This window comes from Prosthecobacter sp. (assembly GCF_044232965.1).
GTDB lineage: Bacteria > Verrucomicrobiota > Verrucomicrobiia > Verrucomicrobiales > Verrucomicrobiaceae > Prosthecobacter.
Window position 1 is genome coordinate 1 of the sequence record NZ_JBIIKX010000085.1, and the last position, 23,827, is coordinate 23,827.

Consider the following 23,827-nt stretch of genomic DNA (forward strand, 5'->3'; position numbering starts at 1 on the left):
CTTCGAGAAAAGAAGGCTCTATGGCATAAGATTGGCAATCGAAGCCAAACCCTCGGCCCCATCGTCTTCAGCTTCGTTTTGCACCTGCTCCAGGTGAATTCATGCGGCATGCGTGTCGACCAAGCAGCCAGATCAGCGGTGACGCCCGCCGCCTCACCGATGGCTACGGCATGGCCGGTGACGCGGTTGCCTCTGCCGCGATGATGGAGCTCTGATTGCATGCTTCTCCGGTTAATCTGGCGGAGATGAACTGACGAACGGAAACGGGGGAAGGATTCAGTCATGACCTCAGAGGTGAGCAACCCTATCAAGCGTGCTGCAATTGCCATTACCGCAGCCGTTGCGTGAACCACTGCGCAAACAAATGCGCGTCCCAGATCATCGTCGGCCAGCCATGTTTTTTTCCAGGGCGGATGGTCAGTGCCACCTCGCGACCGAGTTCGGCGGCGCGCTGCTTGAAGCGCGTCGATTGCTCCAGCGGCACCAGTGTGTCCGCGTCTCCATGAATGATGAAAACCGACGGGAGCGATTTCGAGACGTGGAAGATCGGCGAGACATCGCGTCCGATGAGCTTCCATTCGTTCAAATCACCCGCCTTCGGGCCAAACGAATTCCGAAAGCTCTTCGGCGGTCCGCCATCGCCAAGATTTTCCGTCGAGGGCCCGAGATTCAGCAGATCCGTCACCGGATAAAACACCGTCGCCGCCTGCACCGCGCTGCTTTCGCGGTCCACAGGATCGGCGGCCTTCGGATCGCCCGGCCCGCCACGCGTGGCGAGCATCAGGCTCAAATGTCCGCCCGAACTGCCGCCGAAAACGCCGAGGCGGTTCGGATCAATGCCGTAATGCCTTGCATGATGCCGCACAAACCGCGCGGCACGCCCCACATCCTGCACGATCTCCTGAATGGTTGCCTCCGGCTGTGACAAATGATTGACCGCGATGATCGTGTGCCCCTGGCGCAGAAACGAGGCGGCCAGCCAAGGCTGAAATTTCTTTGGGTCCGATTTCCATTGGCCGCTGTTCATCACCAGAATGCCGATGCCGTTTGGATTGACTGGCCGCACGACATCCAGCGTCAGATCATGCCCGTGCCTTTGCGTGTAAACAATGCCCGGAGTCAACGTGAACTCTGGATGAAAATACCACCAGCTCACGCCGAACAGCAGCAGGGCGAGCAGAAGGAGCGCGACGACGAGGCGCAGAAGCAGACGTGCGGTGCGGCGGAATGAGATCATCAGAAGACTCCAGACTTCAGCGCACAAAGATGAACTGCTGCGTGTTGATCAGCGCGAAGACGAGGTCTTCAGGGCTGCTGAGGCCCGACTTGGCCCACGCGGCTTTTTCGGCCTCGGTCGGCAGACGCGAGAGCAGCGTCAGATAGATGGCGGCGAGCTGGTCATCGGGGTATTTGGCCGCGGCGAGGTTCAGCCGCAGTTGCGTGTGCGGTTTGAGGATGGCTTCAAACAATTCGCTGTTCATCAAGACGAGCGCCTGGGGCATGGAGGCGTCGGAGTTGGCGTTTTCGATGAGATCGCGGTCGCTCTGGCCGAACTCACGCAGGTAGTGGCCGCGTGGCGCGGGAGAATCGAGTTCGGCGGCGCGGGGCCAGTCTTGGGCCTGAGAGCGGCGTGATTTGAGATAGGCGTCGGCATCCGTGATGTTGAGGCGCCTCGCCTCCTCACGGAAAACGACATCACGAGCATCCTCGGCGGCTTTTTCCTCGCGCGGGATGGCCTGGTCGATGTCGTAGCCGGGCACGTCAATGTAAGCGCGGTTTTGACCGGCTTTCTTGAGTTCTTCCATGTCAGGTTTGACGACAGGAATGGGCGGCGGCGCGGGTTTGCCGGTCTTCTTCTCATAAAGCCGGGCGACGGCGGGCACGACGACGTGATCGTGGATGCCGGTGCGGGCGACGAACTCAATGCTGCGGATTTCGAGGTTCAGTTTTTCGATCAGCGGCTTGTCCTTGGCCTTTTGCGCGGCGGTGTAGGCTTCGCGCAGTGGTTTGGAGCGTGCGGAGACGGATTCATAGACCTCGGAGGCTTTCATCGCGCCATCGAAGATCTCCTGGGGCGACATCAAATCGAGCGCGTCGCTTAGTTTGCCACGATAAACAATCTTTTGCGCCATCTCGCTGTCGATGCCCTTGCGGCGAGGCAGATCGGGCGTGGGATGGATGAGAGTGACGAAGCTGTCGTAGATCTGCTCCGCCGTCATGCGACGCAAAACAGGGCCGGTGAAGTGATACACCTCGCCAGCGACGAGTTCGGTCTTCATTGCCTCATTTTGATAAGCCTGCGTGTTGTAGAGCACGCGGAGGAACGCCTTCACATCGTAGCGCAGCGCGACCATGAGGTTTTCCAGGTGCTCCATGAGCGCGGGATTCATCGCCACGGTGCTGTCCATGATCTCATCGACCGGCTCTATCAGGCCGACACCGAACACCTTCTTCCACAGTCGGTTGGCGATGACCTTCGTGAAGCGCGGGTTCTCCGGCGCTGTCATCCAGTCCGCGAAGGCCTGTAAATCACCCGTGAGCGGTTTCCCGAGCATCGTGGCGGATTTGACGGCGTCTTTCGGCTTCGCGTCGGTATATTGATAATCGTGCGGCAGTTTCAGCACGCGGCTGGGCAGCGTCTGGACTTTGCTATAGCGCACGAAGTCGCCGAGATTCTCAAACACGCGGCCGATGTGGCGGGTTTGCACAGCCAGTTCGGGCTTTTTGTCAGCGGCACGCTTCAAATCCATCAACGGTCCTTTTTCAGCCACGCCGGTGAAGTTCGTCTCCAGCGGGTAAGTGAACGCGGCCATCTGGTAGAACTGCATTTGCGTCCATTTGTCGAAGGGATGGTTGTGGCACTGCGCGCACTCGATGCGCGTGCCGAGGAAGACGCGCGTGGTGTTGGAGAGGTTGTCCAGCGGCATGCCGATGTCCCGCATGTAGTAGCCGATGGCGGGATTGTCCCACACCTTGCCCTGCGCGGTGAGCAACTCGCGCACGAAGGCGTCATACGGCATGTTTTCGCGGATGCGCCGCTTCACATGCTCCAGGTAGGGCTTCGAGGTCATGTCGCCCTGTCCGCTGTTCGCGCGCGACTGCACACGAAGCAGGTCGGCCCAAAAATGAAACATGTGCTGGGCGTAGCTTTCGCTGGCGAGAAGCTGGTCGATCAGCTTCGCGCGCTTGTCCTTGTCAGTGCCTTTCAGGAAAGCCTGCGTCTCCCGCATCGTCGGAATGCGTCCGATGATGTCGAGGTGGACGCGGCGGACGAAGGTCTCGTCGTTCGCGGGCGGATTCGGCGTCAGCTTGTGCTGCTGCCAGTCATTGGCGAGGAGGGCGCCGATCTGTTTCGAGGCCTCGTTTGCCCGCGTGCAGACAACGAGGCCGAACGTGACGAGAAGCGTGCGCGTGAGTGCTTTCATGACTGCGCAGGCAAACGAGTGGGTGGCAGGCCTTCTATCCCGCTCACTTGAGGGCTTCGTAGGCGATGAGCGACGGCTCCATCGCTTTCAAAGCCGTGGCCCAGAAGTCGGGGCTGGTGAGGTCTTCTCCGAGCGTTTGCTTCACCACTTCCTCGCATGTGGCGCTGCCGGTCATCGACAGGAAGGCCTCGTAGCGTGGCAGGAAGGCCGCGCCTTCGGCTTTAAATCGTGCAAACAGCGCCTGGCTGAGCAGGTAGCCGAAGACATAGGGGAAATTATAGAACGAGACGCCAGTGATGAAGAAATGCATCTTGTAGGCCCAGAACATCGGGTCCGTGCCGTCATCGAGCAGCGTGTCGCCGTAGAGCTTGCGTTGCGCTTCGTTCATGAGTTCGCTGAGCCGGGACACGGAGACTTCGCCGGAGGCACGTTCGGTGTAGAAAGCCTTCTCGAACTCGTAGCGCATGGGGATGTTGATCAGGTAGGCGTGTGCGCGCAGCATCTCCTGATCGAGCAGGTAGGCCTTCGTGGCCTCGGTGATGCCAGGATCGTTCATCAGGCCGCTGAGCAGGATCATCTCGCCGAAGTTGGAAGCCGTTTCCGCCAGCGTCATCGGGTAGCTGGCTGAAAAGGAGCGAGCAGGGCGCAACACACATGAATGCCACGCGTGACCGACCTCATGCGCGAGCGTGACCATGTCATGCACGGTCTTGTGGAAGGTCATATAGACGCGCTCCTCGTGCTTGAGCTGCGAACCCGTGCAGAAGGCACCTGGGCGCTTGCCTGCACGCGGTTGCGCTTCGATCCAGCGATTCGCCAGCATCTCGCGGAAATACGCGCCGAGCTTCGGATACGCGGCGCTGAAGGCGTGATCAACGGTTTTGCAGGCTTCGTCCCAAGTCAGCTCTTTTTCATCCGGCGGAGCGATCTGCGGTGCTTCGAGGTCGAAGTAGTGCAAGGCGGACGTGCCTTGCAGCTTCGCCGCTTTGCGCAAAGCGCGGCGTGGCAGCTCGATGTGCGTGTGGATGGCCTCCAGCATGGCATCGAGCGACTTGCGGCTCATCGCGCCATCAAACAGTGGCGTGTCGAGGAAGTGCGGCAGACCACGGCGGCCATACAAACTCAAGCGCGTGCCTGCGATGCCGTTCAAACCAGCGGCGAGAGTGACGGCATGATCATTCCATGGTTTCTGACCATCGTTAAAGGCGGCCTCGCGCAGCTTGCGATCTGGCTCGGACATCAGAGCGCGGCGACGAGACATCGGCACGGTTTCTTTGTGCCCGTCCGGGAAGGTCATCTCGAACTCCATCTTGCCCGTGAGCGTGTCGTAGAGGCGTCCCCAGGCGTGCAGGCCGTTCACATTGAGGTCGGCAGCCAGCGCCTCCATCTCCGCGCTCATCTGATGCTGCCCTTCGTGGCGCAGACGCTTCACGCTGTGCTCGGCATTCTTCAAAGAGGGATCCGCCAGGAGCGTGGCAAACGCCGCGTCACTCAGCGCCGCCAAAGCGGAGCGCAGCGAGGCCATGAGCTTCGTGCTCTCGGCTTCCAGCGTTGAAATCCACGCCTCGTCGGCCTTCACGGCCTCGTCATTGGCATCGTCGGCGGACAAGCAACCGAGATAAGCCGACAGATGGCCAAGACGGTCGCCGAGCGACTCCACGTCATTGATGACACGCACGATTCCTGCCGTTTCGCCGCCCAAGGCCGCTGCTTGAGACTTCAGCGCTTCGACATCGCGCACGAGTGCAGCTTTGAAATCGGTGTAGTCAGGTTTGCCAAAGCCGGAGAACCAGGATTCGAGAGACCAGCGGTCAGGAGATTGAGGTGTTGTAGTGGACATGATGAAATTAGCGGCTCACACGGCCTCCGCCGTCGCCGTGCATGACGGCTTCGATCTCGGTGCGTGTGCTGTAGTTGTAATCGCCCTCAATCGAATGCGCGAGACATCCGGCGGCGGTGGCGAAGGAGATGGCGGCTGGAGCGGTGGAGGTTTGGAGGAACGAAAACACGAGGCCGGCTGTGAAGGCATCGCCAGCACCGAGGCGGTCGATGATTTGTGTGATCGTGTAAGCGGGAACTGTATGCAGCGTGTCAGTGGCGACTTCGTAAAGCGCTCCGCTGAAACATTGCGCGGCGGAGGTGCTGCCATCGCGCAGGGTGAAGGCGGCGTGCGTGAGATTGGGGAACTCGGCGACGATCTGCTGCGCCAGCGCCTTGAGTTCGCCGTTAAAGTCGATGCCGAGCATGGCGGTGGCATCGCTGATGCCGCCGACGAACACAGTGACGTGCGGCAGGATCGTTTTCATCGTGCGCGTGGCGAGTTCGCGGGCGGAGAGCGACGGCTCCCAGCGCCAGAGCTTGGTGCGGTAGTTCATATCGCACACCACTTTGATTTTTCTGCGTGCGGCTTCCTTTACGGCGATGAGCGCGACCTCGGCCGCGTTGCGTGAGATGGCAGGGGTGATGCCGGAGATGACGAACCACTCACAGCCAGAGAAGATCGCGTCCCAATCGTAGGCTGACGCCGGTGTGACGGCCACGGCGGAGCCGTCGCGGTCGTAGATGACGTTGCCGCCGCGCTGGTTAGCACCGTGTTCGAGAAAGTAGATGCCCAGGCGGCCTTCGGGTGTGCGCAGGATGTGTTTCGTCTCCACACCGAGGCTGCGCAGATCAGCGACGCAGGCATCGGCGATGGCGTGATCCGGCAAAGCGGTCACAAAAGCCGCGTCGATGCCGAGATAGGCCAACGAGGCCGCGATGGATGCTTCCGCGCCTGCAAAGGTGACATTCACGCTGCCCGGCATGGACTGCTGAAACCGCGCAAAGCCTGGCGTGGCGATGCGGACCATGATTTCGCCGAACGTGACGACGCGGCTCATGGGCGCACTTGCTTGACGATGTCACTGGCCTCGCGTGCGAGCTTCGTGATCGCTGCCCAGTCGCCTTTGGCGATCAAATCCTTCGGTGCGAGCCACGAGCCACCAAGCGCGAGCACGGAAGGCTCCTTCAAATACTGCACCGCATTCGCCGGACCCACGCCGCCGAGCGGGATGAACTGCACACCGAGGTGCATGAACGGCGCGGAGATCGTGCGCAGATAGGCGAGGCCGCCGCAGGGTTCGCTGGGGAAGAACTTGAGCAGCTTGCAACCAGCCTCGATGGCCAGTTCGATGTCCGTCGGCGTGCAAACACCCGGTGCGAAGGGCAGTCCGATGCGTTTGGCTTCAGCGACAACACGCGGATTCATCCCCGGAGCCACGCCAAAGCTCGCACCGGCCTCCTTGGCATCGTTGACCTGTTTGGGAGTCAAAATCGTGCCCACGCCAACGGTCATCTCCGTCACCTGGGCACGGATGCGGCGTAGCGATTCGAGCGCGGCATCGGTGCGCAGCGTGAGTTCGATGCAATCGACACCGCCTGCGAGCAAGGCCCGCGCCAGCGGCACGGCATCGTCAGCACGGTCGATCATGAGCACGGCGATGACGCCGGTTTTTTGGAGGTGGCGGGTGAGTGATTCGGTCATTGCCTGAAGCAGGACGGGAGCGGTGGTTTTGCAACCGGCAAGTCGCTGTCCCTCACTTCTTCGTGATCTTCAAATCATCGATGTAGATCCAGTTGTCCGTCTCGATCTCGGGATGGCGGTACATGCCGAGCTTGAGAAAGTGCTGGAAGTCGTTGTGCATGTTCGTGCCGGTGGCGGTGGCGACGGGTTTTAACATGTCGTCGAGGAAGAAGGTGGCTTTGCCGTCGGCTTTTTGGGACCAGTGGATCTCGACGGTGATGCTGTGCCACTTGCCGGGCTCGATGAAGACGGGGCCGTGTTTCTGCGATTGATCGGGGCCGTAGGCGATGCCGATGCCGAGCTTGCCCTGCAATTCACCGAGACCGAGGAGCACGGGCGGACTTTTGGAGTCAAAGCCGTCCCAGCTTTCGCCGCGAGCACGATCCGGCTGATCATGCCACTGGCCGATGATCCACCAGCGGTTCTTTGGCGCATCGGACACGAAACCCTTCGGCACCATGAAACGCCACGCATAGCGCACGGTGTCACCCTGCTTGTGCGGGTAATCGACGCTGACCTCGGCACGGATGCCGCCATTGAGCTTCTTTTGGCCGGGGAACACATGCAGGCCGAGATGCTGAGCCGCGCCTTCGCCCATGATGACGATGTTTTCGACGGCGGGAACTTCGACATGGGCGAATTCGAGCAAATCATCCGGCACCACGCTGCGGAGGTAGGTGAGTTCTTTCTCACGAGCGGCGGGATCGGCGCTGCGACCGCAGGAAGTGAGCAGCAGGAGGGTGGCGAAGATGCGGAGATGCATGGCTTAGGCGGATGAGAGCATTTCAGGGAAGGGATGTCGAGCCTGACTGCTTCAGTCCGAGGAATGGCATCTCTCTTGCTTTGCAGTAAGGCGTCCCCGCCAGCCGCCATGACTCCCGCCCCGCCCGACACGAGCATTCCCACGCTCGGCCCCTGTCTGTTCCCCTCGCCCTTGCACCGCATTGGCGGTGTGGACGCTCCGTTCAAAACAGATGCGGCGGACCGCATCCTCTACCACAGCCATCTGCTCGAAGACGGGCGCGATGTCTCGACACCAAGCTATGAGGAAGCGGGAGCACGCGAGCAGATTTACTTCGATCCGCAGCGCACCACGGCAGGGATCGTGACCTGCGGCGGCCTGTGTCCCGGACTGAACGACATCATCCGCGGCCTCGTGAACCAGTGCCACCTTCAGTATGGCATCTCACGCGTGTATGGCTTCCGTTACGGTTATGAGGGGCTGGTGCAGCGCTACGGGCACACACCGCTGCTGCTCAAACCCTCCTCCGTTGAGCAGGCGCATCACTTTGGTGGCACGCTGCTCGGCAGTTCGCGCGGGCAGCAGGACATCGGGGAAATGGTGGACACATTGGAGGACATGAAGGTGGACATTCTCTTCGTCATCGGCGGTGACGGTACGTTGCGGGGGGCAGCGGAGATCGTGAAGGAAATCGAAAGGCGCGGGCTGAAAAAAGCCGTCGTCGGCATTCCGAAGACCATCGACAACGACATCCGCTATTTTGACAAGAGCTTTGGTTTCGAAACGGCCTTTGCGGCGGCGGTGCAGGCGGTGAAATGCGCCTACGTCGAGGCCACCGGCGCGGTGAATGGCGTGGGACTGGTGAAGCTCATGGGGCGTGATTCCGGCTTCATCGCCTGCTATGCGGCACTGGCGGGCAGCAACGTCGATTTCGTGCTCATTCCCGAGGTGCCTTTTGAGTTGGAAGGCGAGGGCGGACTGCTCGAAAGCCTGCGCTACCGGCTGAACAAACGTGGCAGCGCCGTGGTCGTGGTGGCTGAAGGCGCAGGTCAGCACCTCATGCAAACCAACGGTGCCACCGACGCCAGCGGCAATCAGCGCTACGGCGACATCGGCCTGTTCTTGAAGGACCGCATCAACACTTTCTTCAAGGAACGTCGAACGGAGGCGAACCTCAAATACATCGACCCCAGCTACATAGTTCGCAGCGTGCCCGCGAACGCGGCGGACAACGTGTACTGCTCACGCCTCGCCCAATCCGCCGTGCATGCCGCGATGGCCGGCAAGACCGGCATGCTCGTGGGCCGCTGGCACGGCTCCTTCGTGCATCTGCCGCTCGAACTCGTCATCCACGGCCGTCGCAAAGTCGATGCCACGCAGGAGTTGTGGCGCTCCGTGCTGGAATGCACGGGACAACCGGCGGTGATGTAGGCCGGGTTCCGGGCCTATATTGACGCCCTCAATACAAGCTCGGCTTTAATCAATTCGAGAAAATGCGTTGGAATGAGCATGGGTGTGCCGTGCGACAGCTCAACATCGAAAAGCTGTTTCACATCATCTCCTCTCGCATGAAAACACATCCTTCACCCGCGATCCCGCTCTGGCTCAAGATCCTCTACACCGCCTTCATGGCGGTTTTGATCCCCGTTTACTGGTACCACTACGGTCCGACGAACTTCCTCTACTTCTGCGACATCGCGCTGTTGCTCACGCTCGTCGGCATCTGGCTGGAGCAGCCGCTGCTAATCTCGATGCCCGCTTTGGGCATTTTGATGCCACAGGCGTTTTGGGGTGTGGATTTCGTGGTGCAGCTCACCGGTAACAAAATGACCGGCATGACGGCCTACATGTTTGATAAGACGAAACCGTTGTTCTTGCGCGGTTTGTCGCTCTTCCACGGCTGGCTGCCGTTTCTGCTGCTCTTTCTCGTCTTCAAGCTGGGCTATGACAAGCGTGCGCTGAAAGGCTGGACGGCCTCGGCTTCTGGCTTGTGTCTCGCTGCCTTCTTCCTGTTCCCAAAAGCCGGCGAAACACTGCCGGACCCGAATCTGCCGCGCAACATCAACTACGTCTTCGGCATGGACGATGCGCAGCCGCAAACCTGGATGAGCGCGGAGCTTTATCTCGTGACATGGATCGCGCTGCTGATCATCCTTGTGTTTATTCCCACGCACTTCCTTTTGAAGAAAATCTGTCCCACGCCTGCCCAAGCCGCCGCCAAACGCGCATGAACTCCTCCAACTCTATGATCAACGAGACGAACTGGAAACGCGGCTTCTGGTGCCTCATGGGCACACAATTCCAAGGGGCGTTCTCCGACAACGTGCTCAAGTGGCTCGTCATTTACCTCGTCATCGCGCAGAAGATGCCGAAGGAGCAGCTCGACAGCCTGGTGTCTGACTCGGGCATGTACTTCGCCATTCCCTTCCTGCTGCTCTCGATGTTCGGCGGCTGGATGGCGGATCGTTTCAGCAAGCGGCATGTGATGATCGGCGTGAAGACGATGGAGATCGGCATCATGATCTTTGCCACCTATGCTTTGGCTTCGGGCAAGATGGGCCTTCAACTCGCCAGCATCTGCCTCATGGGCGTTCACAGTGCGTTCTTCGCCGCGTCGAAGTATGGCTCGCTGCCAGAGGTCGTTCCGCCAAAGAAACTCTCGTGGGCCAATGGCGTGATCGAGATGCTCACCTTTCTCGCGGCCATCTTCGGCACACTGGCCGCCGCGTGGCTGGCGGAAAGCTTTGCGGGCAAACCGGCGTGGTCCGGCGGCATCCTGCTGGGTCTCGCAATGATCGGCTGGCTGATGAGCCTGGGCATCACGCGTGTTCCTGCCGCGAGTCCTGACAAACCGCTGCGCATCAATTTTCTCGGCGACCTGTGGCGTGAATTTCGCTGGATGCGCACGGATCGCGACCTGTGGCGGGCGAATCTCGGCAACACAGGCTTCTTTTTCATCGCCGTGCTGATTCAGATGAACCTCGTTCTCTACGCGGAGCAGGTCATGCACATCAAGCCGATGGAAAACAGCGCCTTGCAGGTCGCGCTGGCCGTCGGCATGGCCGCAGGCAGTCTGCTGGCAGGCAAATTGAGCGGCGATCACGTTGAGTATGGCCTCATCCCGCTGGGGGCCTTCCTCATGGCGGCAATGGGCTTCGCGCTCGGCATCGCTGACATTTCCAAGTCAGTTTTCACCGTCTGTCTCACGCTGCTGGGCATTGGTGGCGGCATGTTCATCGTGCCGTTGGCCGCAGTGCTGCAACATCGTCCGCCAGCGGATCGCAAAGGCTCGGTGCAGGGCGCGGCTTCGTGGTTGTCGTGGGTCGGCATCAGCGCGGCGGCCTTGCTGCAAAAGGAGCTGAACATCCGGCTCGGCTGGACACCTGGAGACATCTTCTGGTTCTGCGGTGCCTGTGCGGTCATCGGCGGCGTCTATGTGACAATGTCGCGCCCAACGGCACTGCCCGCTTTGCTCAAACGCTGGTCCCATGGCAGGCTAAACGGCAACCATGGCTGAGATTCTCCTCCTTCCCTTCGGCAGCGCCGGTGATGTGTTTCCCTTCATCTGGCTGGGTCGGCACCTCATGGCGCGCGGGCATCGCGTGACGATGATCACCGCGTGCCTGTTTGAAGAGCAGGCGCGCAAGGCGGGGCTGAATTTCATCCCGCTTGGCGAAAAGGACGAGTTTGAGGCCATGATTCGCGATCCGCGCATCTGGAAGCTCGGCCACGGCACGAAGGTCGTCTTCGAATTCGCCGCGAAGTCCGTGGAGCCGTATCTCGCGGCCATCGAGAGCTGCGGAAAGGTCGATCTCATGCTCGCACCCGTCACCGCCTTCGCGGGCAGGCTCGCACACGAGAAACACGGCATTCCGCTGATCACCGTGCATTTGCAGCCTGCGGTGTTTCTGAGCGTGCATGAGACACCGCTGTTGCATCCGGCCATGCGGTTGCTTCGTGCGATGCCGGTGTGGTTCAAACGGGCGCTCTTCTCGCTGCCAAACCCGGTCGATCTCTTCGCGCTGCCCAAAGTGCGGCGCATCTGCGAGGCCAACGGCGTCAAACCACCACGAAGCCTCTGGCGCGAGTGGTGGGACTCGCCGGATGGCGTGCTGGCGCTCTTTCCCGAGTGGTTTGCGAAACCACAGCCCGACTGGCCGGCGAACTTGCTGCAATGGACCTTCCCGCTCGAAGACCTTGCGACTGAACAGCCGCTCAAGCCAGAGTTGCAGGAGTTTCTGGCTGCTGGTGAGCGTCCTGTCGTGTTCACGCCAGGCAGTGCGAATGTGCAGGCTTCGCGTTTTTTCGCTGTCGCGGCTGAAGCGGTGAAGCGCATCGGCTGCCGGGCGGTTTTCGTCACGCGGGAGCCGAAACAAGTTCCTTCCAACTTGCCCGCGAGCATTCTGACCGTCGAATACGCTCCGTTCAGCACGCTGTTGAAACACGCCTCCGTGTTTGTGCATCACGGCGGCATTGGAACGATGTCCCAAGGCTTCGCCGCAAGAGTGCCGCAGCTCATCATGGCGATGGCGCACGACCAGCCTGACAACGCGGACCGTCTGGAACGCCTCGGGGCTGGAATTGGCCTGAGTGTGCGGCAGTTCACGCCCGAGCGAGTGGCGCATGAGCTGCGGCGACTGTTGGAAGACAAATCATTCCGCGAGGCGGCGAAGAAATGCGCGGATCGGATTTCAAAAGTGCCGGACAAAGACGTTTTGATGGGCTGGATCGAAAGCCGCATCAACGCATGAATCACCACGCCCAACCCGAACGTCGTTTCGGCCTGCTTCAGGCCACGGCCCTGAACATGTCGAACATGCTCGGCGCGGGGCCGTTCATCACGATTCCGGCGTTGATGATGACGATGGGCGGGCCACAGTCGATGCTGGGCTGGGGCGTGGCGCTCATCGTGGCGCTGGCAGATGGTTTGGTGTGGAGCGAGCTGGGCGCGGCGCTGCAAAAGTCCGGCGGATCGTATGTGTATCTGCGTGAAGGCTACGGACGGGAGAAGTGGGGCCGCTTCATGGGCTTTCTGTTCATCTGGCAGTTCATCCTCAGCGGGCCGCTGGAGCTGGCCACGGCCTATGTGGGCGTGGCGCAGTATTTGCAGCCGCTTTGGCCCGGGAGCAGCGACTTTACACGGCTGTGCGCGGGCGCGGGTGTCGGGCTGTTTGTGATCTTTCTGCTGTATCGGCGGATTGAGTCGATTGGGAAGATTACGGTGATGCTTTGGGCCGGAGCGCTGCTGGCGATGGCGATCGTGATTGTCACCGGGGCGATGCATTTCGATGCGAAGATCGCCTTCGACTTCCCGGAAGGTGCCTGGACGATGGACGCGACGAAGTGGATCGCATTGGGCGCGGCGGCGCGCATCGGCATGTATGATTACCTCGGCTACTACGACATCTGCTTCATCGGCGACGAGGTGAAGCAGCCGGGGCGTGTCATACCACGCGCCGTGATGCTTTCACTCGTGCTGGTGGCGGCCATCTACTTCGCCGTGAACATCTCGATCATCGGCGTGGTGCCATGGCGGGAGTTTGCAGGTGCAGACGGGGTGAGCAAACCGGTGGTGACGATGATGATGGCGAAGATTTACGGCCACGATTTCGCGCAGCTCTTCACCGGGCTGGTGCTGTGGACGATGGTGGCCTGCTGCTTCGCGATGCTGCTCGGCTACTCGCGCATTCCGTATGCGGCGGCGCGGGACGGCAGCTTTTTCAAGATGTTTGGCCGTCTGCATCCACACCTCGGCTTTCCACATGTGTCATTGATCGTCGTCGGTCTCATCGCGGCGGCGGCCACGTTTGTGAAACTGGGCACGCTGATCGACGCGCTGCTCACCACGCGTATCGTGGTGCAGTTCGCGGGACAAATCGGCGCGCTGGTGATGCTGCGGCGCTTGCAGCCGGACATGCCGCGTCCGTTTCGCATGTGGCTGTATCCGATTCCGGCCCTGATCGCGCTGTTGGGCTGGGTTTACCTGCTGGTGACGACGGATCGCGGCCTGCTGGGCTATGGAGCGCTCGCTCTTTTGGCTGGCTGCGGTGTGTTCCTGGCCTGGAGCTGGAAATCACGCACATGGCCGTTCGCAGAGACCAAATAAAAAGCGTCCCCGTTGCCAAGGACGCTCTTTGAATTCGTGGAAGCTCGAATCAGGGCATGGGAAGATGGGAAATTTCTCAGTTACGGTTCATTGAGCATCACTTCAGCCGCCCTAGGTCAATCCTCGGATCAGCGTCCAGCCGAGTCACTTCATGGCCTGGGCTGTTGAAGGCCCTCGCGTGGTAGCGGGTGATCATTGCATGCTTCCCTGCCAGTCTTTCCAAACTGCGCTCAACTGCTGAGCCGGGGACGGCAGCCGTTCCCACACGTCGAAAGTGCCATTCCGAGAATTGATCGGATGGCAGGCTGTTTTTCGACAATACATAGAGGTCCACATCGAACTGACCGCTGTGTGAGGAGAATTTGAGCGGCAGAGTGGCTTCGGTGCCTTGCCAGGCCAGATGGACAGGAGGGATTTGAGCCGCAGTGCCTTCGGGCAGCTTGCGTATCTTCACGCACACAAAGGCCCGACCTGGAATGAGGTAATGCCGCTGGTTTTGCTCAGGCACGGGCGAGAAGCCATTTTTGACGAGCCATGCGTTAAGTGCCGCGCTGGCATTGTCCGAGCGGATCTCAATGACTTGGGTGGTGTAGTGCTCGGTGGACTGGGCTTGGTGAACGACAATGGCCTGCTGAGGCATAGGGATCGAGCACGAAGGCAGAAACCGGTAAAGTGTTGGTGTGGCTTGAACACGGTCTGGAATGAGTTTGTAGAGCTGCGGGAAGAGATCAGCCGACTCTTCTTTCACGATCACTGGAACGCGTGGTGTGGGGATGACCCACGCCAAGCTGCGTGGAAGCTCGGGGCTCGAGATCCGAGTGCGAACGACGAGGTGGCACAAGCCATCTTTCTCAAACAACAGCGCTTCTTTGCGGTCTTCCTTCACCGGATACGGCGCATCAATCACATGAATGCAGGAGATGCTGATGGGAAGCATCAGCAGGATGAAACGAAGAGCGTGCCTTCTCATGGCCGCATGCTAGCGACAGGCGCACGAGATTGTCATCCCAAAAGAAAAAGAGCGTCCCCGTTGCTGAGGACGCTCTCTGAATTGATGGCGGGTTGTTTACGGCAAGCTCGTGGCGCCCATGAGAAAGCGATCACACTCTCTCGCGGCACCGCGGCCTTCGTTGAAGGCCCAGACGACGAGGGATTGACCACGACGGCAGTCGCCGCAGGCGAAGACGCCGGGGATGCTGGTGGTGTATTTCTCGTGCTCGGCTTTGATGTTGCTGCGAGGATCGGTTTCGACACCGAGGGCTTCGACGAGCGGCTGCTCGGGGCCGAGGAAGCCCATGGCGAGCAGGACGAGCTGCGCGGGGAGGACTTTCTCAGTGCCGGCGACCTTCTGGGGGCCGAAGTTGCCCTTGTCGTCCTTCTTCCACTCGACATCGACGACGTGGACGGCCTTCACGTTGCCATCGGCATCGCCTTCGAAGTGGGTGGCGGTGGTGAGATAGACGCGGGGATCGTCGCCGAACTTGGCGGCGGCTTCTTCCTGGCCGTAGTCCATCTTGTAGGTCTTGGGCCATTCGGGCCACGGATTGTTCGCGGCGCGGTTCATGGGCGGCTTGGCCATGATTTCGAGCTGTGTGACGCTGGTGCAGCCGTGACGCACGCTGGTGCCGACGCAGTCGGTGCCGGTGTCGCCACCGCCGATGATGACGACGTCCTTGCCATCAGCGGTGATGTATTTGCCGCTCGGGTCGAGCACCGCCTTGGTGTTCGCGGTGAGGAAGTCCATGGCGAAGTGAATGCCCTTCAATTCGCGGCCGGGGATCGGCAAATCACGCGGCTTGGTGGCTCCGGTGGCGACGATGATGGCGTCGAAGTCCTTGCGGAGCTGCTCGGCGGTGATGTCGGTGCCGACGTTGACGCCGCACTTGAAGGTGACGCCTTCGTCTTCGAGCAGCTTCACGCGGCGGAGGACGACTTCCGTTTTGTCGAGCTTCATGTTGGGGATGCCATACATGAGGAGGCCACCGGGACGGTCGGCACGTTCAAAAACGGTGACGGTGTGGCCAGCTTTGTTGAGCTGTGCGGCGGCGCTGAGGCCGGCAGGGCCGGAGCCAATGACGGCGACTTTTCTGCCGGTGCGCTTCTCAGGCGGCTGTGGAGTGACCCAGCCTTCTTCCCAGCCCTTGTCGATGATCGAGACTTCGATGTTTTTGATCGTGACAGGTGGCTCGTTGATGCCGAGCACGCAGGAGCCTTCGCACGGGGCGGGGCAGACGCGGCCGGTGAACTCGGGGAAGTTGTTGGTCTTGTGCAGGCGGTCGAGCGCTTCCTTCCAGAGGCCGCGATAGATCAGATCATTCCACTCGGGGATGAGGTTGTTGATCGGGCAGCCGCTGGCCATGCCGCTGATGAGGGTGCCGCTGTGGCAGAACGGGATGCCGCAGTCCATGCAGCGCGCGCCCTGCTTTTTGAGGCTGTCCGCAGGCATGTGAAGGTGAAATTCCTTCCAATCCTTGACGCGCTCGAGCGGATCGCGGTCAGCGGGGAGTTCGCGGGTGAATTCGATGAAGCCGGTTGGTTTTCCCATGGTCTAGCGGTGTGAAAAAGTGATGTCTGTGAGTTCGTGCGGAAGCGGGACTGGATTCTAGCCCCCTCCGATGCGGGCGACGTCGCGGGCGTTGGCCTCAAAGGCGGCGTTGAGGGCGTCATCGCCGACGAGGCCGTCGTCCTTGGCTTTTTTGAGCGCCTTGAGGACGCGGGCGTAGTCGCGAGGCATCACTTTGACGAATTGCGGGACGCTTTGCTCCCACAATGCGATGACCTTGAAGGCTTTCTGGCTCTTGGTGAGATCAGCGTGCTTCTTGATGAGTTCGTAGAGGCTGTCGATCTCCTCTTGGTCGTCGAGCTTGAGCAGATCGACCATGCCGGCGTTGCAGCGAGTGGCAAAGTCGCCCTTCTCATCGAGCACGTAGGCGATGCCGCCGGACATGCCTGCGGCGAAGTTGCGGCCCGTGGTGCCGAGCACGACGACGCGGCCACCGGTCATGTATTCGCAGCCGTGGTCGCCCACGCCTTCGACGACGGTGTCCACACCGCTGTTGCGGACGGCGAAGCGTTCACCGGCCATGCCACGCAGGAAGAGCTCGCCGCTGGTGGCACCATAGAGCGCGGTGTTGCCCGCGATGATGTTTTCCTCGGCGGCAAAGGTGCTGGCCGCAGGCGGATAGACGATGATGCGACCGCCGCTGAGGCCTTTGCCGACGTAGTCATTGGCATCGCCTTCGATTTCGAGCGTGACGCCTTTCGGCACGAACGCGCCGAAGCTCTGACCGGCGCTGCCCTGGAAGTGCAGATGCACGGTGTCGTCCGGCAGGCCGTTCCAATGCTTCTTGGTGATCTCGTTGCCGAGGATGGTGCCGACGGTGCGGTTGACGTTGCGGATGGGGAGCGTGGCCTTGACCTTCTCGCCCTTCTCGATGGCGTCTTTGCAAAGCGGCAGCAGCGTGGTGATGTCCATGCTCTTGTCGATGCCATGATCCTGTGCCTCGGAGCAGAATTTGCCGACTTCGGGGCCGACTTTCGGGCTGTAAAGCAGGTTGCTGAGGTCGATGCCGCGAGCTTTCCAATGATCAACGGCGTGACGTGCTTCGAGCATGTCAGTGCGGCCCACCATGTCCTCCAGCTTACGGAAGCCGAGCTGCGCCATGAGTTCGCGCACTTCCATGGCGATGAACTTCATGAAGTTCACGGCGTATTCGGGATCGCCGCTGAATTTGGCACGGAGCTGCGGGTCCTGCGTGGCGACGCCGACGGGGCAGGTATTCAGGTGGCACACACGCATCATGATGCAGCCCATCGTGACAAGCGGAGCGGTGGCGAAACCAAACTCCTCGGCACCGAGCAGCGCGGCGATGACGATGTCGCGGCCGGTCTTCATCTGGCCATCGGCCTCGACGACGATCTTCGAGCGCAGGTTGTTCAGGAGCAACGTCTGGTGCGTTTCAGCGAGACCGAGTTCCCAGGGCAGGCCAGCGTGTTTCACCGAGGTCTGTGGCGAGGCACCCGTGCCGCCATCGTAACCGGAGATGAGCACGACATCGGAGTGCGCCTTGGCCACGCCAGCGGCGATGGTTCCGACGCCGACTTCGGAAACGAGCTTCACGCTGATGCGTGCGGCGCGGTTCGCGTTTTTCAAGTCGTGGATAAGCTGGGCCAAATCCTCGATGGAGTAGATGTCATGATGCGGAGGCGGGGAGATGAGTCCCACGCCCGGCGTCGAGTGACGCACCTTCGCGATCCAGGGATACACTTTGCCACCAGGAAGCTGGCCGCCTTCACCGGGCTTAGCACCCTGGGCCATCTTGATCTGGATTTCCTTCGCCTGGCTCAAATAGAGGCTGGTGACGCCAAAGCGGCCCGAGGCGACCTGCTTGATCGCGGAGTTCTTCGAGTCGCCCTTCTCATTGGTCCAAGTGTAGCGCTCGGGGTCTTCGCCACCTTCACCGGTGTTCGATTTGCCGCCAATGCGGTTCATGGCGATGGCGAGGGACTCATGCGCCTCGCTGGAGATGGAGCCGTAGCTCATTGCGCCGGTTTTGAAGCGCTTCATGATGCTCTCGACGCTCTCGACTTCGTCGAGCGGCACCGGAGTCTGCGACTTGAAGTCCAGCAGGCCACGCAGCGTGTAGATCTGCTTCACCTGCGTGTTCACCAGCGCGGAGTATTGCTTGAAGGTCTCGTAGTTGCCGGTGCGGACGGCTTTTTGCAGCGTGTGGATCGTCAGCGGGTTGAAGAGGTGGGCTTCACCTTCTTTACGCCACTGGTAGTCACCGCCCACATCGAGCGCATGCACCTGCGAATCGCGATCCGGGAAGCCGCGCTGATGACGCTGGATGCACTCCTCGGCGATCACTTTGATGTCGCTGCCTTCCACGCGGGTGGCGGTCCAGGTGAAGTATTTTTCGACCACGCTCTTGCTGAGGCCGACGGCTTCAAAGATCTGCGCACCACGATAGCTCTGCATCGTGGAGATACCGATCTTCGAAGCGACTTTGATGACGCCCTTCGTGGCGGCCTTGATGAAGTTATAAACCGCCTTTTTGTGGTCCACGTTCACGAGCAGACCCTGGCGGATCATGTCGTCGAGCGTTTCAAAGGCGAGGTATGGATTGATGGCTCCGCAGCCGTAACCGATCAGCGTGCAGAAGTGGTGCACTTCACGCGGCTCGCCGGACTCCAGCACGATGTCGCACTGCGTGCGGGTGCCTTGGCGGATCAAATGATGATGCAGGCCGCCCACAGCCAGCAGAGCCGGGATCGGAGCTTTCGAGGCACTGATGCCGCGATCGGTCAAAATGAGGATGTTGCGGCCTTGTTTGATCAAATCGTCCGCTTGAGCGCAAAGAGCGTCCATGGCGGCCACGAGGCCCTTTTCGCCCAATTTCGGGTCAAAGGTGATTTCGAGCGTCGCGGAGGCAAATTCGCCGCTGGCGATAGCTTTCAGTTTTGCCAGCTCCTCGTTGCTGAGGATCGGCGTCTTCAGCTCGATCAAATGGCAGCTTTCCGGCTTCGGATCGAGCAGGTTGCCCTCGCGACCGATGGTCGTGACGGGTGACGTGACGATTTCCTCGCGGATGCAGTCGATGGGCGGATTCGTGACCTGGGCGAAGAGCTGCTTGAAGTAGTCGTAGAGCAGCTTGGCCTTGTTTGAGAGCACGGCGATGGGGATGTCCGTCCCCATCGAGCCAATCGCCTCCACGCCATCGCGGGCCATCGGCGTCATGAGCATGCGGAGGTCTTCCCAGGTGTAACCAAAGGCCTGCTGGCGCTTCAGCATCGTCTCATGGTCCGGCAGCGGCGCAGGCGCACCCTCGGCGATGTCCGCCAGCTTCACGAGATTCTTGTCGAGCCACTCACGGTAGGGCTTCTCGGCGGCGATCTTTTCTTTGATCTCGTCGTCAGGAACAATGCGGCCTTCTTCCATGTTCACGATGAACATCTTGCCCGGTTGCAAACGGCCTTTGAGCTTCACATTCGCCGGATCGACCGGCAAAACGCCCGCTTCCGATCCCATGATGACGAGATCGTCGTGCGTCACATAGTAGCGCGAAGGACGCAGACCATTGCGGTCTAGCGTGGCACCCATCATCGTGCCATCCGTGAAGGCGACCGATGCAGGACCATCCCAAGGCTCCATGAGGCAGGAATGATACTCGTAGAAGGCCTTTTTCGCCTCGCTCATCGACTCATGGCCGCTCCACGGCTCAGGAATCATCATCATCATCGCGTGCGGCAACGAACGACCACTCAGCACGAGCAGTTCCAGCGCATTGTCAAAGATGGTCGAGTCCGAGCCATCCACATTGATGACTGGCTTGATCTTGTTGATGTCATCGCCAAACAGCTCCGAAGCGAACAGCGACTGACGGGCCAGCATCCAGCTAATGTTCCCACGCAGCGTGTTGATCTCACCATTGTGAGCGATGTAGCGGTAAGGATGCGAACGCTCCCAGTTCGGGAAGGTATTCGTCGAGAAACGGCTGTGAACCAGCGCCAGCGCCGACTCCATGTCCGCGTCGCTCAGGTCGAGGAAATACCCACCCACCTGCATCGGCGTGAGCATGCCTTTATAGACCAGCGTGCGGCAGGAAAAGCTCGGCGCATACCACACCGGGTCCACTTTGGACACGCGGAGGGCATTATGAGCCACCTTGCGCAGCACATAGAGCTTTCGCTCAAAGGAAAGATCATCCAGCGCCGCCGCATGACGCTTCACAAACACCTGGCGCACCAGCGGCTCGCTCGCCTTCGCCGATTTGCCCAGCGTCGAGTTATCCACCGGCAGCTCACGCCAGCCGAGCACTGGCATGCCTTCCGCAGCGGCCACCTTTTCAAAGGTTTCCTTCGCTTTCGCCCACGAATCGCCACCGCGAGTGGTGAACACATTCGCCACGCCATACTGACCGGCCGCCGGAAGCTCAAAACCGGCCTCCTTGGCCTTTTTCACGAGAAACTTATGCGGCACCTGGAGCAGGATACCCGCCCCGTCCCCCGTGTTTTCTTCCACGCAGGCACCACGGTGATCGAGGTTCTCAAGGATCTGCAACGCATTGGCGACGATGCTGTGAGATTTCTTCCCCTTCATGTGGCAAACAAAGCCGACGCCACACGCGTCGTGCTCGAACTGCGGATCATAGAGGCCTTGTTTCGGGGGGAGTCCGTGATTTCTCATTTTTGGTACAAAAGGGGGCGGCATTTAGGCGCAGTCAGCGGGCAAATCAACCAGCATTCTGCCTGCCAGCCCAGCCTCTTTTTTCCAGACAGCCTGCCGTTGGCAAGACCGCTTGCATCGTCCGGCCCAGACCGCTAAAACAGCCGCATGGTACGTCTCACGATTCTTGGCAGCGGCAGCTCAGGAAACTGCGCCGTGATCTCGACCGAGCGCACCACGCTGTTGCTGGACGCCGGACTCAGCGCCAAGCAGATCTGCCTGCGTCTCGACGCCTGCGGTTTCTCGCTCGACATGCTCGATGGCATCCTGCTCACCCACGAGCATCAGGACCACACTGGCGGGATTGAGGTGCTGAGCCGGAAAAAGCAGGTTCCGCTGTTTTGCACCGCGTTGACGCAGGAAACTCTCGCGGGAAGCCTGCAATTTCGTTCTCCGCCTTCCTGGCGGCTCATGACCACCGGCTCGCCCTTTGAATTTCAAGATTTGCGCATCGAGTCCTTCCCCGTGCCGCATGACGCGGTCGATCCGGTAGGATTTGTCATCGCTGACGAAGAATCCCGCCTCGGGGTGCTCAGCGACGTGGGTTTCGTGACGAACCTGATCAAGGACCGCCTCCGCAACTCTGACAGCCTTTTCATTGAGGCCAATTACGACACGCAACTGCTCGAAAATGACACCAAACGCCCGTGGGCGACGAAACAGCGCATCAGCTCACGTCACGGGCATCTCTCGAACGAACAGGCCGCCGAACTCGTCCGCGAAATCGCGCATCCCGGTCTCAGTCATGTCGTGCTGGGGCATTTGAGCGACGATTGCAACGATCCCGCCACCGCCGCCCGCCACATCCGCCAGGCGCTCGATGCCGCCGGGGCGAGCGAGGCCCGAGTCGTCTGCGCTGAACGTCACAAGCCCACACCGACCATTGAGGTCGTGCGCCCGCGCCGCAGCACCAGCGTGAGCTTCTGCTTTGCCGCCGCGGACGAAACCGGCCAGCTTGCCCTGCTTTGATCTCATGGACAGACGCCGCATCCTCCGCCTGACTTTTCAAGTCGTGCTTTTTGCCCTGACGATCAACGCGTCTATTTATTTTCTCAGATCGCCTCAAACCCAGGTGCTCGCCGCCCAGATGGACTTCATCAAGGCCATCGAGGAACGTGATTGGGACGAGGTGAAAGACTTTCTTGCTGAAAATTACACTGACGCCTACAGCCACACGCGCGAGTCGGCGATTGAAGACGGCAAAAAGTACCTCAGCGGCTTCTACACTCTGACCTTGATGAGGGAGCAGACCACGGTGCGTGCCGTGAAAGGACAGGGCATGGTTTCCATGAAGATCCGTCTCTCAGGAAATGGCATCGGCTACAGCCAGCTCGTGCTGGGACATGTCAATCAGCTCACTGAGCCGTGGACTTTTCACTGGAGCAATCCCGGCCGCTGGCCCTGGGGCTGGCAGGTAAACATGATCCACCACGATCAAGTGCGGTGAGAAAGTGGTCCGCACAGGACTACGAACAAACAACAGTAAGCAAAGCTCAAAATGGAGCTGGAAGCCCCATTTTACGGGCTTCCGGAGCACAAACACCTGCCGTAATTGACACTGCGGCAGGTGTTATGCATGACAAAAGCACGACAAATCCGGCTCTCCCCTCTCAGTGCAGAGGCAAACCTTTCGCTGTGGTCAAACAAGGCTCGGCAGCCGTACCCATCTATAGGGGCGATGTCCGTGGCTCCCAACGGTTCACGGTGGCGTTCTATCGGGATGGCAGAAGGGTGCGGCGGACTTTTGGAAGCCTGAATGCAGCCAGGGAGGAGGCGCGGCTTCTGGCTCTCAACATCCAGCGCGGCATGAGTTCGGACAATGATCTCCGCCCGCAAGATCGTGAGGCGTTCAGAGTTGCGTGCGCCATGCTCGAACCCTTCGGGCTGCCTCTGGTGACGGCTATGGCAGAATATGTGCAGTGCCGTCGCAAATTGGGTGAAACACCCTTGATCACTTCGGTCGATGAGCACGTGCGCAGAGCAAGGGGATTCACAACCGGGGTTTCGGTATCAAGGGTGATCGAGGAATTTCTCGCCGCAAAGAAGCAGGACCGCATGAGCACGCAGTACCTGAAATCACTCCAGAGCATCCTCAAACAGTTTGGGCAGGCTTTGCCGGGTGAAATTGCCAGGGTGACCACGCAGCAAATTGATGCCTGGCTGCGTGCGGGAGATTACTCTGCCGTGACGCGCAACAACCGGCTCAAGCGGGTTAAGCTCTTGTTTGGTTACGCTCGTCAAAGCGGCTACCTGCCGAAGCGTGAGCCGACGGCAGCCGAGGAACTCAAGCATCGCAAACAAGGGGACACGGATGTGGGTATTTTTAAGCCTGAGGAGTTTGAGTTGTTGCTGAGAAATGCTCCGGCTGAACTCATTCCAGTGCTTGCTATTGGGGCTTTTGCAGGGCTGCGCGCAGCGGAAATTGCCCGCTTGGACTGGAGTGCGGTGGACTTGGAGCGCAAGATCATTGAATTGCGTGCTGGGCAGGCCAAGACCGCATCCCGCCGAATCGTGCCGATCAGCGACAATCTCGCGGCGTGGCTGAGGCCCTTGCCTCGGCAGGGGTTGGTGGTGCCGATGAAGGTCGTGTTTGTGAAAATCACGAAGCTTGCCAAAAGCCTGGGATTGGCGTGGCCACACAACGCGCTGCGGCACTCCTACATCAGCTACCGCATCGCGGTGGTTCAGAGCGCTGCGCAGGTGGCATTGGAGGCGGGCAATTCTCCGGCGATTATCTTCAAGCATTACCGGGAACTGGTGACCA

The 23,827-nt window shown here is 60.2% G+C and carries 18 protein-coding genes; 8 read left to right on the forward strand and 10 right to left on the reverse strand.

Translation table 11 applies throughout. The features are described 5' to 3' along the window. From ACILSI_RS23450 to ACILSI_RS23480, 7 genes are all read right to left on the reverse strand, one after another. On the reverse strand, window positions 1-284 hold a 284-nt coding region (locus ACILSI_RS23450; protein ID WP_395724350.1), incomplete at its 3' end, for a hypothetical protein. Window positions 285-328: 44 nt separating this feature from the next. After that, a complete protein-coding gene (locus ACILSI_RS23455; RefSeq protein ID WP_395724351.1) occupies window positions 329-1,237 on the reverse strand; it encodes an alpha/beta hydrolase fold domain-containing protein in 909 nt (302 codons plus the stop codon). 16 nt (window positions 1,238-1,253) lie between these two features. Further along, complete coding sequence (locus tag ACILSI_RS23460) at window positions 1,254-3,425, reverse strand: DUF1549 domain-containing protein (protein WP_395724352.1); 2,172 nt, start codon at window positions 3,423-3,425, stop codon at window positions 1,254-1,256. A gap of 43 nt (window positions 3,426-3,468) precedes the next feature. After that, window positions 3,469-5,265 carry a M3 family oligoendopeptidase gene (locus ACILSI_RS23465; RefSeq protein WP_395724353.1) on the reverse strand — a complete coding sequence of 599 codons (1,797 nt, stop codon included), beginning with the start codon at window positions 5,263-5,265 and terminating at the stop codon, window positions 3,469-3,471. 7 nt (window positions 5,266-5,272) lie between these two features. Next, window positions 5,273-6,304: a PfkB family carbohydrate kinase gene (locus ACILSI_RS23470; protein WP_395724354.1), complete on the reverse strand. Its 1,032-nt coding sequence runs from the start codon at window positions 6,302-6,304 to the stop codon at window positions 5,273-5,275. Then, window positions 6,301-6,948 (reverse strand): bifunctional 4-hydroxy-2-oxoglutarate aldolase/2-dehydro-3-deoxy-phosphogluconate aldolase, encoded by a 648-nt coding sequence (locus tag ACILSI_RS23475; RefSeq protein ID WP_395724355.1) that lies wholly within the window; start codon window positions 6,946-6,948, stop codon window positions 6,301-6,303. Before ACILSI_RS23475 ends, ACILSI_RS23470 begins: the two co-directional genes overlap by 4 nt. 52 nt (window positions 6,949-7,000) lie before the next feature. Continuing rightward, complete coding sequence (locus ACILSI_RS23480) at window positions 7,001-7,750, reverse strand: polysaccharide lyase (protein ID WP_395724356.1); 750 nt, start codon at window positions 7,748-7,750, stop codon at window positions 7,001-7,003. 108 nt (window positions 7,751-7,858) lie between these two features. Between ACILSI_RS23480 and ACILSI_RS23485 the strand changes: the two genes are divergently transcribed. The 5 genes from ACILSI_RS23485 (at window position 7,859) to ACILSI_RS23505 (ending at window position 13,835) form a co-directional block, all read left to right on the forward strand. Next, window positions 7,859-9,160: an ATP-dependent 6-phosphofructokinase gene (locus tag ACILSI_RS23485; RefSeq protein WP_395724357.1), complete on the forward strand. Its 1,302-nt coding sequence runs from the start codon at window positions 7,859-7,861 to the stop codon at window positions 9,158-9,160. Between the two features lie 137 nt (window positions 9,161-9,297). Further along, window positions 9,298-9,960 (forward strand): hypothetical protein, encoded by a 663-nt coding sequence (locus ACILSI_RS23490; RefSeq protein WP_395724358.1) that lies wholly within the window; start codon window positions 9,298-9,300, stop codon window positions 9,958-9,960. Beyond that, a complete protein-coding gene (locus ACILSI_RS23495; RefSeq protein ID WP_395724359.1) occupies window positions 9,957-11,246 on the forward strand; it encodes an MFS transporter in 1,290 nt (429 codons plus the stop codon). Before ACILSI_RS23490 ends, ACILSI_RS23495 begins: the two co-directional genes overlap by 4 nt. Then, window positions 11,239-12,480 (forward strand): glycosyltransferase, encoded by a 1,242-nt coding sequence (locus ACILSI_RS23500; RefSeq protein WP_395724360.1) that lies wholly within the window; start codon window positions 11,239-11,241, stop codon window positions 12,478-12,480. Before ACILSI_RS23495 ends, ACILSI_RS23500 begins: the two co-directional genes overlap by 8 nt. After that, window positions 12,477-13,835, forward strand: coding sequence for an APC family permease (locus ACILSI_RS23505; RefSeq protein WP_395724361.1), 1,359 nt, complete (start codon window positions 12,477-12,479; stop codon window positions 13,833-13,835). The genes ACILSI_RS23500 and ACILSI_RS23505 overlap by 4 nt, the downstream gene beginning before the upstream one ends. Window positions 13,836-13,932: 97 nt before the next feature. On the opposite strand, the gene ACILSI_RS23510 is transcribed toward ACILSI_RS23505, so the two are convergent. The 3 genes from ACILSI_RS23510 to gltB all read right to left on the reverse strand — a co-directional run bounded on the left by ACILSI_RS23510 (window position 13,933) and on the right by gltB (window position 21,024). Beyond that, window positions 13,933-14,805, reverse strand: a complete 873-nt coding sequence (locus tag ACILSI_RS23510) for a DUF2330 domain-containing protein (protein WP_395724362.1) — start codon at window positions 14,803-14,805, stop codon at window positions 13,933-13,935. 96 nt (window positions 14,806-14,901) lie between these two features. Further along, window positions 14,902-16,380 carry a glutamate synthase subunit beta gene (locus ACILSI_RS23515; RefSeq protein WP_395724363.1) on the reverse strand — a complete coding sequence of 493 codons (1,479 nt, stop codon included), beginning with the start codon at window positions 16,378-16,380 and terminating at the stop codon, window positions 14,902-14,904. Between the two features lie 57 nt (window positions 16,381-16,437). After that, window positions 16,438-21,024, reverse strand: coding sequence for a glutamate synthase large subunit (gene gltB, locus ACILSI_RS23520; protein ID WP_395724364.1), 4,587 nt, complete (start codon window positions 21,022-21,024; stop codon window positions 16,438-16,440). Between the two features lie 147 nt (window positions 21,025-21,171). Between gltB and ACILSI_RS23525 the strand changes: the two genes are divergently transcribed. From ACILSI_RS23525 to ACILSI_RS23535, 3 genes are all read left to right on the forward strand, one after another. Then, entirely contained in the window at window positions 21,172-22,032 is an 861-nt protein-coding gene (locus ACILSI_RS23525) for an MBL fold metallo-hydrolase (RefSeq protein WP_395724365.1), read from the forward strand. Window positions 22,033-22,036: 4 nt separating this feature from the next. Continuing rightward, window positions 22,037-22,510, forward strand: coding sequence for a hypothetical protein (locus tag ACILSI_RS23530; protein ID WP_395724366.1), 474 nt, complete (start codon window positions 22,037-22,039; stop codon window positions 22,508-22,510). Between the two features lie 419 nt (window positions 22,511-22,929). Further along, on the forward strand, window positions 22,930-23,827 hold an 898-nt coding region (locus ACILSI_RS23535), incomplete at its 3' end, for a tyrosine-type recombinase/integrase (protein ID WP_395724367.1).

Excerpts from the sequence above, each read along its gene's own strand:
- ACILSI_RS23455 (WP_395724351.1), bottom strand. The coding sequence starts at position 1,237 with ATGATCTCATTCCGCCGCACCGCACGTCTGCTTCTGCGCCTCGTCGTC.
- ACILSI_RS23530 (WP_395724366.1), top strand. The coding sequence starts at position 22,037 with ATGGACAGACGCCGCATCCTCCGCCTGACTTTTCAAGTCGTGCTTTTT.
- ACILSI_RS23495 (WP_395724359.1), top strand. The coding sequence starts at position 9,957 with ATGAACTCCTCCAACTCTATGATCAACGAGACGAACTGGAAACGCGGC.
- ACILSI_RS23480 (WP_395724356.1), bottom strand. The coding sequence starts at position 7,750 with ATGCATCTCCGCATCTTCGCCACCCTCCTGCTGCTCACTTCCTGCGGT.
- ACILSI_RS23515 (WP_395724363.1), bottom strand. The coding sequence starts at position 16,380 with ATGGGAAAACCAACCGGCTTCATCGAATTCACCCGCGAACTCCCCGCT.
- gltB (WP_395724364.1), bottom strand. The coding sequence starts at position 21,024 with ATGAGAAATCACGGACTCCCCCCGAAACAAGGCCTCTATGATCCGCAG.
- ACILSI_RS23475 (WP_395724355.1), bottom strand. The coding sequence starts at position 6,948 with ATGACCGAATCACTCACCCGCCACCTCCAAAAAACCGGCGTCATCGCC.
- ACILSI_RS23470 (WP_395724354.1), bottom strand. The coding sequence starts at position 6,304 with ATGAGCCGCGTCGTCACGTTCGGCGAAATCATGGTCCGCATCGCCACG.
- ACILSI_RS23465 (WP_395724353.1), bottom strand. The coding sequence starts at position 5,265 with ATGTCCACTACAACACCTCAATCTCCTGACCGCTGGTCTCTCGAATCC.
- ACILSI_RS23525 (WP_395724365.1), top strand. The coding sequence starts at position 21,172 with ATGGTACGTCTCACGATTCTTGGCAGCGGCAGCTCAGGAAACTGCGCC.
- ACILSI_RS23485 (WP_395724357.1), top strand. The coding sequence starts at position 7,859 with ATGACTCCCGCCCCGCCCGACACGAGCATTCCCACGCTCGGCCCCTGT.
- ACILSI_RS23460 (WP_395724352.1), bottom strand. The coding sequence starts at position 3,425 with ATGAAAGCACTCACGCGCACGCTTCTCGTCACGTTCGGCCTCGTTGTC.
- ACILSI_RS23510 (WP_395724362.1), bottom strand. The coding sequence starts at position 14,805 with ATGAGAAGGCACGCTCTTCGTTTCATCCTGCTGATGCTTCCCATCAGC.
- ACILSI_RS23490 (WP_395724358.1), top strand. The coding sequence starts at position 9,298 with ATGAAAACACATCCTTCACCCGCGATCCCGCTCTGGCTCAAGATCCTC.
- ACILSI_RS23505 (WP_395724361.1), top strand. The coding sequence starts at position 12,477 with ATGAATCACCACGCCCAACCCGAACGTCGTTTCGGCCTGCTTCAGGCC.
- ACILSI_RS23500 (WP_395724360.1), top strand. The coding sequence starts at position 11,239 with ATGGCTGAGATTCTCCTCCTTCCCTTCGGCAGCGCCGGTGATGTGTTT.